The organism is Aeromonas lusitana (assembly GCF_002812985.1).
Classification (GTDB): Bacteria; Pseudomonadota; Gammaproteobacteria; order Enterobacterales; family Aeromonadaceae; genus Aeromonas; species Aeromonas lusitana.
In genome coordinates this window covers 239723-254549 of sequence record NZ_PGCP01000004.1, presented here as the reverse complement: position 1 = coordinate 254549, position 14827 = coordinate 239723, and the positions used below count along the sequence as shown (strand labels likewise).

Sequence of the window (14827 nt, the reverse complement as noted above, 5' to 3'; positions counted from 1 at the left end):
CATCGCCGATGCGAAATGATGGGATGTATGTGCTGGGGTATCCACCCTTTGACAGGTGGCTGAATCTCCAATCAGTGATCCTGCTTTTTGAGAAAGTAACTGACATGCCCAGGCGGCATATCGGGCAGTTCGCCAAAGACGGAATAGCCCTGTTTCTGATAGAAGGGCAGGGCCTGGAAGCTGGTGGTTTCGAGGTGGAAATTGGTGATGCCTTGGCTCTGGGCATATTGCTCCATGGCGCCAAGCAGGCGGGCGCCCCAGTCATCCTTGCGAATGCGCTCGTCGATCCAGAGCCAATCCACGTGCAGCCAGCCCCACTTGATGTCGGCGAGGATGCCCCCCAGTACCTTGCCCTCTTCGTCTTTGATAAAGCTGGCGATCTGTTCTCTCTGATGGGAGCCCGCCATGGCCAGGTTGTAGCCGGAGAGGCCGGCGCGCAGAGCATCCAGATCATCGCTCTGTGGGGCCTGGGGTGGGGTCAGTTGCATGGTGATTAGCTCCAAATGAAGAGTGAGCAGCATCACCCGGCAACGGCAGATGGTCAAGGTGGAGAACGGGTGGTTGTCGGCCGTCTCTCACTGTGCTGCCTGTGGAGATGACAGTTTGATTGGGCCAATCCCTGTCGCTTGGCGGGCAAGGTGCCTCGCTCTTGGGCTGGTTTTTCTCTAGCATGGAGGGGCGCGGAGCCGGGCTCCGTCATATAGCTTGTTGGCGCTGTCCGGTTACGGACTTTGGTGGAGAGAGAAGATGACGCTGCGTTCCTTGTTGGTGTTGGGTGCCCTGGTGCTGGGCGGTTGTGCGGTCAATCCCTATGGTGGCACTCAGGCGCCGGTGTCAGAACCACAGCAGCCTGTGGTCCAGCCGGAGAAACCGGTGACCGAGCCCGAGGTGGTCAAGCCTGCCCCCAAACCCGAGGCGCCGACCGGCCTGGCGCTCGCGATGGCGGATACCTTCCTCAAAGCCCCGGAAGTGAAGGCGCTGGCGGGCAGCAACCCTGTGCTGCTGCTGACCCCGCCGCGTAACGGCACCGGTGAGCCGTTCAGCACCCAGCCCATGGCGGTGGCCATGAGCCAGCGCATCCAGCAGCACGGCGGCTTCAGCTTCGCCGACCCGGGTCAGGTCGCGGCCATCACGGGTCAGCTGGAGTATCAGCAGGGGGGCATGAACCCGGCGTCCCTGGTGCGTCTGGGTCGCCAGACCGGGGCCAACTACATGCTGTACGGGGATCTGGTCTCGGAGGGGAGTCACTATCGACTCGCCATGAGCCTGATGGATCTGAAAAGCGGCGAGCTGCTGTGGAACGGGAGCCGCTCAGCCAACCGCTAAGCACGCCTCCATCGCCTCCCCAAAAAGCCATCGGCCCTGCCCGATGGCTTTTTTGTTTCCAGCTTCCAGCCCTCTGATGGCGGGGAGGACGAGATCCGTGAGCACAGGGCACGGTAGCAGTGCAATATCCTGACAATCTCACCACAACCCCATCTCGTTTTATTTTTTAAGGCAATAAATCTGCATATTATTGGTTTATTGATATTAATCACTGCCTTGATCGAATGGAATGACATAGTATCGACGCCGAACGGAACTGACCTGCCATAAGCCACTGCCTCGCCCACCATGTCGCTTGCCACCATGGGTCTGGCGGTGAGATGGCTGGGGGCAAGGGGTTGGCGGGCTTCACCTCTGTCCCTGTCGGCCGCCCCGATCTTGGCAGCCTGTCGAACACAGGTGCCCGCCATACGGGCGGCGGGGCCGTGTGCGATACTTAACGGGTCGTGTATAACAAACAACACTGGGTCGCTCGCCCGCGGCGTGAAAGGAACACAGATGGCACTCTCGGTGGCACAACTCTATGAAGTGATGACCCAACTGCCCGATCCCGTCTTCATCCTCAACGAGGATGGCTACTACGTGGAATACATCGGCGGGGTGGAGCAGCGCTCCTATCAGGATGGTAACCCGCTGATCGGCAAGCGGTTGCTGGATATTCTGCCCATCGACAAGGCGCAGTGGGTGCTGGAGCAGGTGGCTCGCTCCTTCGCCACCGGCGAGGTGCAGGTGGTGGAATACGATCTCTCCCCAAACGAGGTGGAGGGCATCAATGCCGATGCGGGCCCCCAGGGGATGCAGCGCTTCGAGGGCAAGATAGCGCCGCTGCCGTCCCTGTATGAGGGTAAGCGGGCGGTGGCCTGGATGACCCGCAACATCACCCGCCAGCACGAGCTGCAGCAGCGGCTCAAGCGCCTCGGTGAGACGGATCAACTCACCGGCCTCTACAACCGGCACTTCTTCTTCGAGCACTATCACCACAAGTTGCAGGGGGAGGGGCGCACCGGCCTCATCATGCTGGATATCGATCACTTCAAGCAGATCAACGATCGCTTCGGCCATCAGACCGGGGATCGGGTGTTGTGTAGCTTCAGCGAGTGCGTGGCAGCCCAACTGCGGGCCGAGGACATGTTCGTGCGCAGCGGCGGTGAGGAGTTTCTGATCCTGCTGCCGCAGATCGACGAGCAGATCCTGTTGAAGGTGGCCGAACGCATCCGCGCCGCGGTGGCGGCCATGGCGCCGGATCCCGCCCCCATCACTGTGAGTCTGGGCACCACGCTAGTGCGCCCCGGCGAGGCGGTCAGTGCCGTGCTGGCGCGGGCGGATGAGTGGCTCTATCAGGCCAAGCGCAGCGGGCGCAACCGGGTGGCCCACGACTCCGATCCCTGAACGGCAAGGCATTACAACGAACAAGGGCGACCCTCGGGTCGCCCTTGTCATTTCTCCCGGCCTTGGCCGAACCCGCCTTAGCTGAACAGGGTCGAGACGTTCTGGCCCGCCATCAGCAGCCCCAGGGCCAGCACGCTGAACCAGACGACGGTGGCGCTCACCAGGGCGTAGCCGGCGGCGACGAACAGGCCGTCTCGCTGCAGCATGCCGATGGCCAGCAGCAGGATAGCCCAGGCAGGCATGGCGTTGGTGAAGGGAATGGCACCGAGGGGCAACATCAGCAACATGGCCGCCAGCATGATCAGCAGGCCGTTGCAGCGGTTGATGGTGGTGCTGCCGGTCAGCAGCAGCAGGCGCGGGCGGATGAAGCGATCGATGCGGGCCAGCAGATCGGCCCCCTTGTGCAGTGTCGGCTTGAGCTGCTCGGTGGCGAAGCGGCGCTCCATCAGTATGCTGGGCAGCCAGGGCACCCGGTTGAGGGTGATGCCGATACCGATAAACAGGATCAGCAGACCAAACGGGGTGCTGACGCCCGGGATGGAGACGGGCAGCAGGAAGGGCACTGTGAGCAGCACGCAAAACAGCAGCATGCCCTGCTCACCCACCAGGGTCAGCATCTCCCGCAGGCTGATGTGGCTCTCTTCGATGGCATGGGCCGTGGTCCGCAAGGTATCGGACAGCTTGTTCTGTGGGTCGTTGAGTTGCGCGGCAACCATTCCTGAAATCCTCGTCCTGTGAACGCCACCTCTGTGGCGCCGCTAGCTTACGGAGTCGAGGTTAATCCCAGATGAATGGCGTAAACCGGATGGATCTTTTATGCAGGGTTGGCCATATCCGGCGCTAGCCACCAAATCGGTGCGATACAGCCCCTATTTAGGATGGGAAACGAAGGGCTCTGATATGCTTTTGGCACAACGGGTTGCAATCAACTGACGAGCAGGGAGAGGGCCGTGACGAGAGCGGGAATGATGGTGATGGGGCTGCTGTTGCCGCTGGGTCATGGCTGGGCGGCTGAGGACGGGGATCTCGGTTGGCAGCTGACCCCCTTCATGGGTTACAGCTCGGCCATCGACTTTGACAAGGCGGGCGAGCCGGCCCCGGCGCCGGTGTCGACCAGCCTGGACTCCTTGCAAGGGGAGAGCTCGGCCAACTGGGGCTTCTTCATCAGCAAGGAGGTGGACGACCCCGGCATGATAGAGCTGCTCTACAGCCATCAGTCCACCCCCATGTCACCGGATCAGCCGGATCGACTGACGGTGGATACCCTGCATTTCGCCGGTGCCCTGACCCTGTCGGACAACTTCATGGCCCCCTATATCGGCGCCGGGATCGGGGTGACCCACTTCGATGCCTACGGCAGCGAGACGGCCCCCTCCATGTCCCTGGCGCTGGGGGTGCAACCCCGTCTGACCAAGATGCTGGCGCTGCGGGCCGAGGTGCGCGGCTACGGCTCCTTGCTCAACGAGGATGCAGACTTTCTCTGCAACCCAGAGGTGTGCGCCTTTCGGGTGCGGGGGGATCTGGTCACCCAGTGGCAGGCCAATCTTGGCTTGACCCTGAGGTTCTGAGTGACTCGACCATGTCCACTATGGACCCGATTCAGAGGATCCCCTTGGTGATGCGGCTCAGGGGCTCGTTGACCTCGAACAGCTTGTACTGCACGCCGCTCGCACCCATGGCGAGCACGCGCTGCTCGTGCATGGTTGCGTAAGCGAGGGCGTTCTCTTCATCCTCGAACAGATAGATGCCACCGGCCTCGCCTGTGCCCGGGTTCTCGGTCCAGATCTTGGAAATAAAGCCGGGCTCCCGGGTGATGGATTCCGCCAGTGGCAGCGCCGCCTCGGTCAGGGCCGGCCCCATCATCTCGCGGGGGAAGTTGAAATGGATCTGCAGCAGGCTGGGCATGGTCTACCTCTCGATGGGTCGGAATGGTTGAGCCAACATGATAAGAAGCCTGCATCTTGGCTGCAAGAAGGCACCTTTTCGTGGCATAGTTACTCCAAAGTAACCACTCATGAGACTTGCCGTGACCTCTGCCCTTTGTCCCGCCTACGAGGTACTGCGCCTGCTGACCGGCAAGTGGAAGCCCGCCATCCTGTTTCATCTGCGCGAGCAGACCCTGCGCTTCGGGGACTTGCGCCGCTGCCTGCCGGACGTGAGCCAGAAGGTGCTCACCGCCCAGCTTAAAGAACTGGAGGTCGATGGGGTCATACGTCGTACCCTCTACCCCGAGGTGCCCCCCAGGGTGGAGTACGCCCTGAGCCCGCTCGGCACCGCCCTTATCCCCTTGCTGCAACAGATGCACGACTTCGCCCTGAGCCACGGCGAGCTGTTGGCTCGGCGTGATCTCGGCGAGTGAGTCTCCCTTGCGATCCTCAAGTCAGTGCTAGCCTTCTGCCGACCAGCGCATGAGCCACTCAGGACTGCCGGTGTCACTGTCCAACCCTTCCTCCTCGATCTGGAAACCCTGAGAGAGATAGAAGTCGCAACTGGCCCTGTTTTGCTGGTACACCCGCAGTTGTAGGTTTTGTCGCTGCTGTTTCGCGTGAGCGAGCAGGGCCTTGCCATGGCCGCGCCCCTGCTTTCCTGGCGCGACAAAGATGGCTGCCAGGTTATCTTCGTACAGGGAGTAGAAGCCCAGAACGACAGCATCCTGGCAGAGCAGCCAGTTATCGGCGGCAGGCAGATAGTGTTCCCGCATCGGGCCCACATTGGCATGCCAGTATGCTGGCGCAATGAAATGGTGAGCCTGCAGGGAGGCCTCCAGCCAGATGGTGAGGACGGCGTCCGTATCGGCAGGGGTGAATGCACGGATCTGCATGATGGTCTCGTATGGATTGATGATAAGGAAGGGATGGTAGCAGGGGGGGCGTTCCGTCGTCACCTCATGGGAGCCCAAGTTGTCGCACCCACCACAACCAGCTTGATGGTGTACGGCTGAGCCGCCCCGACTGGGCGCGGCTTCTATCGCTGTCATTACCAGTGTGCGTTCAGCGGGTCCGCAGCAGCCAGCGGCTGGCTGGAGTTGCCTCCAGCAGTCGATAGGCCAGCAGGGAGCAGGCGAGCAGGGCTGGCACCTTCAGCAGTTCCCACCAGAGGTGTTTGCCTTGCGGGCCGAACACCATCAGCCAGACCACCAGCATCATGTGCACGCAGTAGAGGCCGAGCACCTTGGGGGCCTGGCGCGCCAGCCAGCTCCCCTCGCCCCAGCCGGGGTTGGCCAGCAGCAGGCCGAACAGACCCAGAGCCCAGGGGATAGAGCCCAGCAGGAAGTCATGGCGATTGAGGGGCACCTCGGCAAAGCGCAGCAACCCCCAGGCCTCCAGGGCGTAGAGGGCAAGCCCAGCCCCCAGCAGACGAACACTCAAGGCAGTATCCGGTCGCCAGTTGCGGGCCTTGAGATAGGCGCCGAGGGCCACGAACAGCAGTGAGAAGAAGGGGCCGTTTCGGGTCAGCAGGGCCCATTCACCGCCCAGCAGCGGCTTGCCATAGGAGCCGCCGAGCAGAGCCAGCAGATAGAGCAGGGCGCCCATCACCAGCGCCAGGCCGGGGAGCCCAACTCGCCGGAACAGCCCCAGGATCAGCACCGCCAGCATCAGGGCGGGCAGGAACCAGAGGTGGATCATGCCGCCGACCAGCCAGGCGTTGAGGTGATCCCCAATCTGCATCTGCCACTGACCCGCCATGGTCGGCAGATAACCCTGCTGCACCGACGCTACCGGGTTGAAGGGCACCAGCAGATAGATGAGGCTCCAGCCCAGCCAGAGCAGCAGCAGGGGGCGGCAGTAGCGCAGCGCCACTCCCATGGGATTCTGGTTCAGCCTGGGTTGCAGGAAGTAACCGGCGCACAGGAAGAACAGGGGCACGGCGAAGCGGCACAACTGGTTGATGATGCCCCCGAGCCAGAGGTAGAGGGGATCACCCCAGAGGCCGGGATCGAAGGGGTTGCTGAAGGGGGAGATGTGAATGGTCATCACGGCCAGGATGGCCAGTACCCGCCCACACTCTATGCTGGCGATGCGCATGATTCCTCTCGGGATCTGGAGTTCTGGCCGCACCCTAACAGCCGCGCCTGACCCCCGCCAGCCGCGGTGGCCGCAACTGTGACCCGGACCTGCGCCCGGTTACCCTTTGTTACCTCTCCCGAAAAAGGCGTTACCCCCTGTGAGAACCTGGTCACGCTCTGACTGCGAGGCCGTGATCAAGGCTCATGTGCTGCTCGGAATCCTCATGTGTGTTTACACACTCCGGTTCCTGCGCTGCTCTTTACCTTGCTGACGACCTCTCGTCGCAGATCGTGAACAGGTTCTGAGAGGGAGATCCCGCTTTGGTGTAGGTAACGAGCCGCGCTTCTTGCCAGGCCTGGGCCTAGAGCAGGGCGATCAGTAGGGTGGCGAGGGCGCCCCCCAGCAGCAGGGTGATGCCACGGCGGGACGGGCCGTGCAGCTTGTTCCACATCAGCAAGCTGGTAAGGGCGAGCAGCAGCAGCGCCAGGGCGGCGAGATCCCCCATCAGTTGCCAGGAGAGCCCTGTGCCCATGCCGCGGTGCAGTCGGTTGAGGCTGGCGGCCAAGTTGGCTTGCTGGCGCTCGATGCGCACCTCAAGAGTGCCGACCACATAGCTGGCGGCCAGGCTCTCGCTCAAGGAGACACCCTTGAGTTCCCAGCGCGCGGGCAGGGTGAGTGTGCCGTTCGGGGTCGGCAGGATCTGGGGCGGAGTCACATTGGTACGCGCCTCTGCCAACCCGTCGGAATAGTGCTGTTGCAAGAGGGTCGTGAGCGCGGCGGGATCCACCAGCGGCGCCGTCAGTGTCAGAGTCTCGCTCTGTTTGTCGGTATGGGGGCCGGGCAGGGGCAGCACGGCTCTGTGTTGCAGCCAGAGGCCGGTGAGGCCATAGATCAGCATCAGGGCCAGGGTGGCAAAGCCGGCCCAGGCGTGGATGCGGCGCACCCACTTGTTGTTGTGGAGCGGGAGTTTCTTGGTTTTCATACATATCTGGCCGGCTTGCGCCGGCCAGTCTGGTCAGGAGGGGATCAGAAGCGGTAGGCCGCAGTCAGGTTCAGCTGACGGGGGCTGCCCGGCATGATCTGGGAGGCGCTGGTGGCGCTGACGTAGTACTCGTGATCGGTCAGGTTCTCCACGCTGAGCTGGGCATCCCAGTGCTGCCAGCGGTAACCGGCGCGGGCGTCATAGCGGGCGTAGCCCGGCAGCACAGTAGTGTTGGCGTTGTCGGCGAAGCGATCCCCCACCGCCGTCACCCCGGTTTCTCCATACCAGCCTTGCGGGCCGCTCTGGTAGCCGGCGAACAGCTGGCCGTTCTCGCGCGAGACGTTCATCGGTCGCTTGCCCTGCAGATCCGCATCCGCCTTGACCTGCTCCGCGTCCTGAATGGCGACGCCGCCGTGCAGGTAGATCTCGTCGGTCAGCTGGGCGCGGGCGCTCAGTTCGATGCCGTCGGTGCGCTGCAGGCCGGTGAGGATCACCTTGGTGGGATCCAGCGGATCCTTGCTGCGCTTGTTGTACATCTCCAACCGGTAGATGGAGAGGGTGGTGGCGAGCTTGCCATCCAGCCAGTCGCTCTTCACCCCACCCTCATACAGCCGGGTGTGCTGGGGATCCAGGTTGTTGTTCTTGTCCCCCGGGGTGATGCCGATGAGCTCACCGCCGACCGGGGTGAAGGTCTTGCTGTAGGAGGTGTAGAAGGCGTGCTCCTCGATGGGATTCCACACCAGGCCCAGACGCGGGCTCAGGCTGGTGACCGAGAGGGTCTCCTCCTTGTTGAGATCGTTGCGGCGGCTGGTGACGGTGAACTCGTCCCGGCGCAGGCCGCCGAGCAGGTGCCAGTCACCCAGGCTGAGCTGATCCTGTACATAGAGGCCGTAGCCACGCACCTTGTGGTTGGCGTCGCTAGAGAGCTTCATGGCACCGTTGTAGGTGGGCAATGAGCCCGGATCGTACAAATTGCCTGGCGGGATCGGGGTGGCGTTCTGGTACAGCTTGGGGGTGCGCTCCTGCCAGCTCTGCTCCAGCCCGACCAGCAGGCGGTGCTCGACTGGGCCGGTCTGCAGCTGGCCTTCGGCTTCCGTGTTGCTGGTCAGGCTCTTGGCCTTGAGATCCTGCTGCCAGCGGGCGCGGGTCACCTGGTCGCCCTTGACGCTGGTGACATAGGTGTTGTCGAACTGGCTGTCGAGGGTGGTGTAGCCGAGTTGCTGGCGCAGCTGCCACTGCTCGTTCAGATCCCAGGTCAGCTGGGAGCGGGTGGACTGGGCCACGTCATCTATGTAGTCGCGGCTGGTGTCGCTGTAGACGCTCTCGATGGGCACATCGGCCGGACGTCCATTGACGCCGGGAATGCCGCGATCCGGGGTGCGATCGCTGCCGTTGCGCTCGTACTGCACCAGCCAGTTCAGGTTGTCGGTGATCTCCCAGTTGGCGGACGGAGCCAGCAGGGTGCGCTTGCTGGTCACGCCATCGCGGAAGCTCTCCTTGTCTTCCTGGGCCATGTTGAGGCGCAGTTGTACTCGTTCGCCGGCCTCGGCATTGAGATCGGCTGCGAGGCGCTGGCTGTCGAAGCTGCCGACCCGGGCGGTGACGCTGGAGGCCTGGCCCCGCTGGGGCTTCTTGCTGACCCGGTTGACGATGCCGCCCGTGCTGCCACGGCCGTAGAGCACGGCGGCCGGGCCCTTGAGCACCTCGACTCGCTCAATGTTGCCAAGGTCGCGGGTGTACTGCATGTCGTCACGCAGGCCATCCAGATAGAAGTCGTTGCTGGCGTTGAAGCCGCGGATGTTGATGCTGTCGAAGCGGGTGTCGCCGCTGGCGTTGACCCCTGGGATGCCGCTCAGGGCCTCGCTCAGGGTCGGTTGGCCATAGGCGGTCAGCTCGCTGGCGGACACGCTCTCTATGGTCTGGGGCACCAGCTTGGCCGGGGTGCTGGTGCGGGTCGCGGTGGCGACCTCTTCGTGTTGACTGCGTTTGCCGACGACTGTGAGGGTCTCGTCTTCGGCCTGGGCGCTGGCGCAAAGGGACAGCAAGGCGACGCCCAATAGGGCGCGCGGGTGGTTGGGGTTATGCATCTGCGTGTGACTCTTTTAATCGACCTGTTGGCCTGAACTTATTGATTTATTTGTAATTATTAAATGGCTCCCGATGCGGGAGGGCGCTAATGATATTTATTTTCATTTGGCTGGCAAGTCATAAGGTGCAAAAAGAGCACACCTACGACCAGTTAAATCGCCAGATGACGCCAACCAAGGCCTGATGTGCATCGGGCGAGTCTTGGTGCGGACGAGGAGCTGGTTTACCATCGGCTCTCATCATCCATCTCAGGGACACGGAGGAGAGAGACATGGACGAGATCATCAGGGCAGATCTTCATAACCGGCAGCACGGCGAGGCGCTGGTCTATCTGCTCAACGAATACGCGAAAGACGAGATGGGGGGCGGCAGCCCTCTCGCAGATGAGGTGCAGGCGAACCTGGCCAGGGCGCTGGCGGCGAGAGCGAACGCCCATGTGTTGCTGGCCTGGGTGGACGGGCAGCCCGCCGGGGTGGCCACCTGTTTCGAGGGCTTCTCGACCTTCGCCTGCCAGCCCCTGCTCAACATCCACGACATCGCCGTGCACCCGGATCACCGCGGCCGGGGGCTTGGCAAGCGGCTGCTGGCAGAGGCGGAGCGCCTCGCTCGTGAGCTAGGTTGCTGCAAGCTGACCCTGGAGGTGCTGGAGGGTAACAGGGTGGCGCAAGCCGCCTATCGCGCCAGCGGCTTTGCGGGTTATGAGCTGAGCCCAGAGGTGGGCCGCGCAATGTTCTGGCAGAAGAAACTCTAGGACGCCGCCTGGTAAAATCGGGACAGTCTGCTTGTCATCGGGCCGGCCAGCCTCTAGAGTGGCGACCAATTTCCCCATTCTCTCGATGGCCATTCCTGGCCAGGTGATCGACATGACACTTTATGCCTCGGATCAGCGAGTGACCCGAGTGAACTCCGAACAGATGCGCACGATGAAGCATTGTCCGGAGCCTGGGGAGGCCTGAGCCTCCCACTCATTCATCGTATTCTGCCTATCGGACCTCGTTAACACATGAGGCCTGAGCCGTGCGGGTACGAAGAAATCAGAAGGCCATAGACGCTCCATCGTCTATGGCCTTTTTTGTTGGCCCGCATCCAGGATGCGGGCGCGAAGCAGAGCAGAGGCCCGCCCGGGTTCTCTGCTTTTTTTTGGTCTCTGGTCACGAGTAGCGGGGTATGCTGATGGATACCCGCCTTGCTCCTGACCAGTATGAGGAAGCGTTAAATGTCACAAAACATCTATGATAATCCAGGCTTTTTTGAAGGCTACGCCCAGTTGCCCCGCTCCCAGCAGGGGTTGGCGGGCGCGCCGGAGTGGCCGGCGTTGCAGGCCATGTTGCCGCCCCTTGGCGGCAAGCGGGTGCTGGATCTGGGCTGCGGCTATGGCTGGTTCTGCCGCGCCGTCAGGGAGCAGGGAGCGGCCGAGACAGTCGGCATCGATCTCTCCGCCAAGATGCTGGCCCGCGCCGCCGAGCTGACCCGGGATGGGGGGATCTACTATCGGCAGGGGGATCTGAGTCGGCTCGAGTTGACCGGTGAGTCGTTCGATCTGGTCTACAGCTCATTGGCGCTGCACTACCTGCCGGATGTAGCGCCCCTGTTCGCGCAGATCCACGGCGCCCTGGGGGCGGGCGGCAGCTTTGTGTTCTCGGTGGAACATCCCATCTTCACCTGTCCTCAGCCCCAGGGCTGGCTGGTGGATGAGGAGGGGCGCCGCTCCTGGCCCATCAATGGCTATCAGGCGGAGGGCAAGCGGGTCAGCAACTGGCTGGCGGATGGGGTGATCAAGTATCACCGCACCCTGGGCACCTACCTCAATGCGCTGATCGCAGCGGGATTCGAGATCCGTCACGTGGAGGATTGGGGCCCCACGGCCGAGCAGATCGCCGCCAACCCGGCGCTGGCGGAGGAGGCCGAGCGCCCCATGCTGCTGCTGGTGGCGGTGCAAAAGCCGCTGGGCTGAGAGCCTGTTCATGATCTTACTGCGAGGCCGTGATCAAGGCTCATGTGCTGCTCGGCATCCTCATGTATTCACATACACTCCGGTTCCTGTGCTGCTCTTCACCTTGCTGACGACCTCTCGCGACAGATCGTGAACAGCTTCTGAGGCCAGGGATGAAATAGAAACGGCGCGCAGAGGTTCTGCGCGCCGTTTTTCTATGGTGTTCAGCTCCGACTTAGAAGTCGTAGCGAGCCGCCAGCTGGAAGTCATCCTTGGTGTTCAGCTTGCCGCTGTCCTGGCTGTCCAGGTTATTGATGCGGTACTCGCCGATGACCCTCAGGTTCTTGTTGAACTTGTACTGGGCCCCCAGGGTGTAGTAGTCGATGGAGTCATAGTCGGCCTTGCCGTCCTGCTCTACCTTCTGCTTGTTCCACAGGGCCATCAGGCCGATGCCGTTCTCGAAGTTGTAACCAAGCGCCGCTTCCCAACCGGTGTGATCCTTGCCGGTGGCGAGGAAGTCGGTACCGTCGGCATAGCTCAGGGCGGCGTAGACGGCCTTGTTGTCATACTTGGCGGAGAGCAGCCACAGCTTGGCGTCTTCCTCGTTGCTCTTGTCGCGGATGCCTACGTTGTAAGCCGTGCCCAGCGCCAGGTTGAACGGGAAGGTGTAGGAGACGGCGGCACCGTAGGCGGCATCGCTGTCCTTGCTGGTGGTCTCTTCGGTGTCACCACCATCGAACTTGTAGCTGGTATCGACCTGGAAGCCGTTGAACAGGCCCGAGTATTTCAGCACTGAGCCGGCGCGGTTGGTGGCGAAGGTGTCGGTCTTGGCGCCGAGGGCGTCGTTGCCATAGCCATCGGAGAGGGAGACGTCAGTCCAGTTGGCCAGCATGCCGGGGGCACCTTGCTGGCGGCCGAAGGTGACGTTGCCCCAGTCGGCACCGACCCCGGCGAAGGCCAGACGGGTGCGCATGTTGTCGGAGTTCTCGCTGACCGTCTTCTCGCTGTCGTTGATGTAGAGCTGCAGTTCATACTGGGCCAGAGCCTTGAGACCCGGGTTGATCGCGCTCTCTACCTTGGCACCCAGACGAACAAACTGGTTGGCACCCTGTTTGTCGCTATATTCGTTTTTGACGACGCCATTGGCATCCAGCTCCTTCTTCTCACCGAAGAACTGGCCGGCATAGATGCGACCATAGAGATCCAGCAGGGTGCTGTCGTTTTTGTATACTTCGACGGCTTGTGCCTGGAAGGCCGCGGTGAGTGCCAATGCTACTACTGTCAGCTTTTTCATCTTAATCCCTTGTGTTGCAAGCTTCTGTTTTATAAGACGGGGCCATGCTAGAAGGGGCAGATGACAGCGGGGTGACCGTAGTGTGAACAACCGATGGCGGTTTGGTGTCAATTGGGTGAAAGGCCGCGATTTATGTGGCGATCCGCCACTTTTGCGCGCAAAGGTTTGCCCTTGTGATAGAATGCCGCCCGTTTTCGAGCTCCTAAGGTTGGATATGCGATGAGACGTGAACTGGCAATCGAGTTTTCCCGAGTGACGGAAGCGGCTGCACTGGCTGGCTACAAGTGGCTCGGACGTGGTGACAAGAATATCGCCGATGGCGCGGCCGTCGCGGCCATGCGTCACATCCTCAATCAGATCCAGATCGATGGTGAGATTGTGATCGGCGAAGGCGAAATTGACGAAGCCCCCATGCTCTACATAGGCGAGAAGGTGGGGACGGGTCAGGGGGATGCGGTGGATATCGCCGTCGACCCGATCGAAGGTACCCGCATGACCGCCATGGGCCAGTCCAACGCCCTGGCCGTGCTGGCCGTCGGCGACAAGGGCTCCTTCCTCAAGGCCCCTGACATGTACATGGAGAAGCTGATCGTCGGTCCCAAGGCCAAGGGTGCCATCGACCTGGATCAGGCCCTCGAGCTGAACCTCAAGGCCGTGGCCAAGGCGCTCGGCAAGCCGCTCTCCCGCCTGACCGTGATCACCCTGGCCAAGCCGCGCCACGACAAGGCGATCAAGGAGATGCAGGGACTGGGTGTGCGCGTGTTCGCCATCCCCGACGGCGACGTGGCCGCCTCCATCCTGACCTGCCTGCCGGACAGCGAAGTCGACATGCTGTATGGCATCGGCGGCGCACCGGAAGGGGTGATCTCGGCGGCGGTGATCCGCGCCCTGGATGGCGACATGCAGGCCCGCCTGGTGCCCCGTCACAAGGTCAAGGGCGATAGCCCGGAAGTGCGCGCCCTCGGCGAGCAGGAGATTGCGCGCTGCGAGGAGCTCGGCATCGATCTCTCCAAGGTGCTCAAGCTGGAAGATCTGGCCAAGAATGACAACGTCATCTTCTCGGCCACCGGCATCACCAAGGGCGATCTGCTGGACGGCATCACCAGCGACGGCGTCATGGCGACCACCGAGACCCTGCTGATCCGCGGCAAGTCACGCACCATCCGCCGCATCAAGTCGATCCACTTCCTGGATCGCAAGGATAGCGTGGTGCGTGACATCATATTGTAAGCAGGAAGATGTCGGCGGCGGCAAGCCCCGTATTCTCTTGCCGCCCCATCGAGTCGATCCACTTTCTGGACCGCAAAGACAGCGTGGTGCGCCAGATCATCCTCTGATGAGTCAGCGCTGAGCCCTGTCACCGAAAAGCCCTATCGTGTTTGCGGTCGGGCTTTTTGCTGCCCGGACGGCGGGGCGCTCACTATTTCAAGGGGGCGAGGGAATAGGGCTAAGGGGAATCGCGGCCCTTTGCTAGACTGGCTCGCCATGGACAGGAGTGCCGCATATGGAGTGTCGTCAGGGCTGTGGTGCCTGTTGCATCGCCCCCAGTATCAGCAGTGCCATCCCCGGCATGCCCCTGGGCAAACCGGCCGGCGTCCCCTGCGTTCAGCTCGATGTGCAGCTGGGCTGCAAGATCTTCGGTCAACCCGAGCGGCCCGCGGTGTGCAGCGGCTTTCGTCCCATGCAGGACGTGTGCGGATCTCACCGGCAGGAGGCCATCTGGCTGATCGGCGAGCTGGAACGGCTGACGTCCTGAGATCTTGATCCGAGATGATGGGCCCATCATCTTCAGCCCTTCTCTCGCGAGG

Annotated in this window: 16 protein-coding genes; 8 read left to right on the top strand and 8 right to left on the bottom strand. The window is 62.3% G+C overall.

Translation table 11 applies throughout. From position 1 onward, the window contains the following. Positions 1–71: 71 nt before the first annotated feature. Positions 72–488, bottom strand: coding sequence for a GNAT family N-acetyltransferase (locus CUC44_RS04415; protein WP_100858768.1), 417 nt, complete (start codon positions 486–488; stop codon positions 72–74). A gap of 259 nt (positions 489–747) precedes the next feature. Here CUC44_RS04415 and CUC44_RS04410 point away from each other — a divergent pair, with 259 nt between their 5' ends. Beyond that, complete coding sequence (locus tag CUC44_RS04410; protein ID WP_100858767.1) at positions 748–1326, top strand: penicillin-binding protein activator LpoB; 579 nt, start codon at positions 748–750, stop codon at positions 1324–1326. Between the two features lie 498 nt (positions 1327–1824). Then, complete coding sequence (locus tag CUC44_RS04405; RefSeq protein WP_100858766.1) at positions 1825–2715, top strand: sensor domain-containing diguanylate cyclase; 891 nt, start codon at positions 1825–1827, stop codon at positions 2713–2715. A gap of 77 nt (positions 2716–2792) precedes the next feature. Here the strand turns inward: CUC44_RS04405 and CUC44_RS04400 are convergent, their stop codons facing one another. After that, a complete protein-coding gene (locus CUC44_RS04400; protein WP_100858765.1) occupies positions 2793–3431 on the bottom strand; it encodes an exopolysaccharide biosynthesis protein in 639 nt (212 codons plus the stop codon). A 252-nt stretch (positions 3432–3683) separates the two neighbouring features. On the opposite strand from CUC44_RS04400, the gene CUC44_RS04395 reads away from it, so the two are divergent. Beyond that, positions 3684–4283: a porin family protein gene (locus CUC44_RS04395; RefSeq protein WP_208621024.1), complete on the top strand. Its 600-nt coding sequence runs from the start codon at positions 3684–3686 to the stop codon at positions 4281–4283. 31 nt (positions 4284–4314) lie between these two features. Here CUC44_RS04395 and CUC44_RS04390 read toward each other — a convergent pair whose 3' ends face one another. Continuing rightward, positions 4315–4620, bottom strand: coding sequence for a monooxygenase (locus CUC44_RS04390; RefSeq protein WP_100858763.1), 306 nt, complete (start codon positions 4618–4620; stop codon positions 4315–4317). A 121-nt stretch (positions 4621–4741) separates the two neighbouring features. Between CUC44_RS04390 and CUC44_RS04385 the strand changes: the two genes are divergently transcribed. Continuing rightward, a complete protein-coding gene (locus CUC44_RS04385; RefSeq protein ID WP_100858762.1) occupies positions 4742–5074 on the top strand; it encodes a winged helix-turn-helix transcriptional regulator in 333 nt (110 codons plus the stop codon). Positions 5075–5101: 27 nt separating this feature from the next. On the opposite strand, the gene CUC44_RS04380 is transcribed toward CUC44_RS04385, so the two are convergent. From CUC44_RS04380 to CUC44_RS04365, 4 genes are all read right to left on the bottom strand, one after another. Then, on the bottom strand, positions 5102–5536 hold the full coding sequence (locus tag CUC44_RS04380) for an N-acetyltransferase (protein WP_100858865.1): 435 nt from the start codon (positions 5534–5536) through the stop codon (positions 5102–5104). 169 nt (positions 5537–5705) lie between these two features. Then, positions 5706–6740 (bottom strand): acyltransferase, encoded by a 1035-nt coding sequence (locus CUC44_RS04375; protein ID WP_100858761.1) that lies wholly within the window; start codon positions 6738–6740, stop codon positions 5706–5708. 343 nt (positions 6741–7083) lie between these two features. Next, the gene (locus tag CUC44_RS04370; RefSeq protein WP_100858760.1) at positions 7084–7704 is read right to left on the bottom strand and encodes a PepSY-associated TM helix domain-containing protein; all 621 of its coding nucleotides are present in this window, start codon (positions 7702–7704) and stop codon (positions 7084–7086) included. 44 nt (positions 7705–7748) lie between these two features. Continuing rightward, positions 7749–9791, bottom strand: coding sequence for a TonB-dependent receptor (locus CUC44_RS04365; protein WP_100858759.1), 2043 nt, complete (start codon positions 9789–9791; stop codon positions 7749–7751). Positions 9792–10063: 272 nt separating this feature from the next. Here CUC44_RS04365 and CUC44_RS04360 point away from each other — a divergent pair, with 272 nt between their 5' ends. Together CUC44_RS04360 and CUC44_RS04355 are read left to right on the top strand one after the other, a co-directional pair. Beyond that, complete coding sequence (locus CUC44_RS04360; protein WP_100858758.1) at positions 10064–10543, top strand: GNAT family N-acetyltransferase; 480 nt, start codon at positions 10064–10066, stop codon at positions 10541–10543. A gap of 465 nt (positions 10544–11008) precedes the next feature. Then, entirely contained in the window at positions 11009–11746 is a 738-nt protein-coding gene (locus CUC44_RS04355) for a class I SAM-dependent methyltransferase (RefSeq protein ID WP_100858757.1), read from the top strand. Between the two features lie 214 nt (positions 11747–11960). Here the strand turns inward: CUC44_RS04355 and CUC44_RS04350 are convergent, their stop codons facing one another. After that, positions 11961–13019: a porin gene (locus CUC44_RS04350; RefSeq protein ID WP_167388771.1), complete on the bottom strand. Its 1059-nt coding sequence runs from the start codon at positions 13017–13019 to the stop codon at positions 11961–11963. A gap of 219 nt (positions 13020–13238) precedes the next feature. Here CUC44_RS04350 and glpX point away from each other — a divergent pair, with 219 nt between their 5' ends. Together glpX and CUC44_RS04340 are read left to right on the top strand one after the other, a co-directional pair. After that, positions 13239–14249: a class II fructose-bisphosphatase gene (gene glpX / locus CUC44_RS04345; RefSeq protein ID WP_100858756.1), complete on the top strand. Its 1011-nt coding sequence runs from the start codon at positions 13239–13241 to the stop codon at positions 14247–14249. A gap of 274 nt (positions 14250–14523) precedes the next feature. Continuing rightward, positions 14524–14775: a YkgJ family cysteine cluster protein gene (locus CUC44_RS04340; RefSeq protein ID WP_100858755.1), complete on the top strand. Its 252-nt coding sequence runs from the start codon at positions 14524–14526 to the stop codon at positions 14773–14775. Positions 14776–14827: the final 52 nt, after the last annotated feature.

Excerpts from the sequence above, each read along its gene's own strand:
- CUC44_RS04405 (WP_100858766.1), top strand. The coding sequence starts at position 1,825 with ATGGCACTCTCGGTGGCACAACTCTATGAAGTGATGACCCAACTGCCC.
- CUC44_RS04365 (WP_100858759.1), bottom strand. The coding sequence starts at position 9,791 with ATGCATAACCCCAACCACCCGCGCGCCCTATTGGGCGTCGCCTTGCTG.
- CUC44_RS04355 (WP_100858757.1), top strand. The coding sequence starts at position 11,009 with ATGTCACAAAACATCTATGATAATCCAGGCTTTTTTGAAGGCTACGCC.
- CUC44_RS04360 (WP_100858758.1), top strand. The coding sequence starts at position 10,064 with ATGGACGAGATCATCAGGGCAGATCTTCATAACCGGCAGCACGGCGAG.
- CUC44_RS04390 (WP_100858763.1), bottom strand. The coding sequence starts at position 4,620 with ATGCCCAGCCTGCTGCAGATCCATTTCAACTTCCCCCGCGAGATGATG.
- CUC44_RS04370 (WP_100858760.1), bottom strand. The coding sequence starts at position 7,704 with ATGAAAACCAAGAAACTCCCGCTCCACAACAACAAGTGGGTGCGCCGC.
- CUC44_RS04400 (WP_100858765.1), bottom strand. The coding sequence starts at position 3,431 with ATGGTTGCCGCGCAACTCAACGACCCACAGAACAAGCTGTCCGATACC.
- glpX (WP_100858756.1), top strand. The coding sequence starts at position 13,239 with ATGAGACGTGAACTGGCAATCGAGTTTTCCCGAGTGACGGAAGCGGCT.
- CUC44_RS04380 (WP_100858865.1), bottom strand. The coding sequence starts at position 5,536 with ATGCAGATCCGTGCATTCACCCCTGCCGATACGGACGCCGTCCTCACC.
- CUC44_RS04395 (WP_208621024.1), top strand. The coding sequence starts at position 3,684 with ATGGTGATGGGGCTGCTGTTGCCGCTGGGTCATGGCTGGGCGGCTGAG.
- CUC44_RS04350 (WP_167388771.1), bottom strand. The coding sequence starts at position 13,019 with ATGAAAAAGCTGACAGTAGTAGCATTGGCACTCACCGCGGCCTTCCAG.
- CUC44_RS04415 (WP_100858768.1), bottom strand. The coding sequence starts at position 488 with ATGCAACTGACCCCACCCCAGGCCCCACAGAGCGATGATCTGGATGCT.
- CUC44_RS04375 (WP_100858761.1), bottom strand. The coding sequence starts at position 6,740 with ATGCGCATCGCCAGCATAGAGTGTGGGCGGGTACTGGCCATCCTGGCC.
- CUC44_RS04410 (WP_100858767.1), top strand. The coding sequence starts at position 748 with ATGACGCTGCGTTCCTTGTTGGTGTTGGGTGCCCTGGTGCTGGGCGGT.
- CUC44_RS04340 (WP_100858755.1), top strand. The coding sequence starts at position 14,524 with ATGGAGTGTCGTCAGGGCTGTGGTGCCTGTTGCATCGCCCCCAGTATC.